Consider the following 629-nt stretch of genomic DNA (forward strand, 5'->3'; position numbering starts at 1 on the left):
TATTTAAAATTCCTGTTGACATTCTAAAAAGAATGTGTATAATAATAAAAGTCTGGTAATGATGGCAGAGAGGTCACACCCGTTCCCATACCGAACACGGAAGTTAAGCTCTCTAGCGCCGATGGTAGTTGGGACCTTGTCCCTGTGAGAGTAGGACGTTGCCAGGCAAATGGAGGATTAGCTCAGCTGGGAGAGCACCTGCCTTACAAGCAGGGGGTCGGCGGTTCGATCCCGTCATCCTCCACCATATACGCCGGCTTAGCTCAATTGGTAGAGCAACTGACTTGTAATCAGTAGGTTGGGGGTTCAAGTCCTCTAGCCGGCACCAGTTTTTCTTGTACGAGCCATTAGCTCAGTTGGTAGAGCATCTGACTTTTAATCAGAGGGTCGAAGGTTCGAGTCCTTCATGGCTCACCATTTATAATAATTCGCGGGTGTGGCGGAATTGGCAGACGCACCAGACTTAGGATCTGGCGCCTTTGGCGTGGGGGTTCGACTCCCTTCACCCGCACTTTATAAGCGAAATCAATTTCATATCGAGCGGAAGTAGTTCAGTGGTAGAATACAACCTTGCCAAGGTTGGGGTCGCGGGTTCGAATCCCGTCTTCCGCTCCAATTTACAATATGAT

General features: G+C 49.0%; 5 tRNA genes and 1 rRNA gene. All 6 read left to right on the plus strand.

Annotation, left to right across the window (positions count from 1 at the left end):
- Nucleotides 1–51 precede the first annotated feature (51 nt).
- The 6 genes from rrf to ACM6HU_RS00035 all read left to right on the plus strand — a co-directional run bounded on the left by rrf (nt 52) and on the right by ACM6HU_RS00035 (nt 615).
- Nucleotides 52–167, plus strand: a 5S ribosomal RNA gene (gene rrf, locus ACM6HU_RS00010).
- A 4-nt stretch (nt 168–171) separates the two neighbouring features.
- Nucleotides 172–247: transfer RNA gene (locus ACM6HU_RS00015), tRNA-Val, on the plus strand.
- Between the two features lie 5 nt (nt 248–252).
- Nucleotides 253–328: transfer RNA gene (locus ACM6HU_RS00020), tRNA-Thr, on the plus strand.
- Nucleotides 329–341: 13 nt separating this feature from the next.
- A tRNA-Lys gene (locus ACM6HU_RS00025) sits at nt 342–417 on the plus strand.
- Nucleotides 418–430: 13 nt separating this feature from the next.
- Nucleotides 431–511 (plus strand) — tRNA-Leu (locus ACM6HU_RS00030).
- A 29-nt stretch (nt 512–540) separates the two neighbouring features.
- A tRNA-Gly gene (locus ACM6HU_RS00035) sits at nt 541–615 on the plus strand.
- Nucleotides 616–629 lie beyond the last annotated feature (14 nt).

It is taken from the genome of Bacillus sp. IT-79MI2, from assembly GCF_949768135.1.
Lineage (GTDB): Bacteria > Bacillota > Bacilli > Bacillales > Bacillaceae_G > Bacillus_A > Bacillus_A pseudomycoides.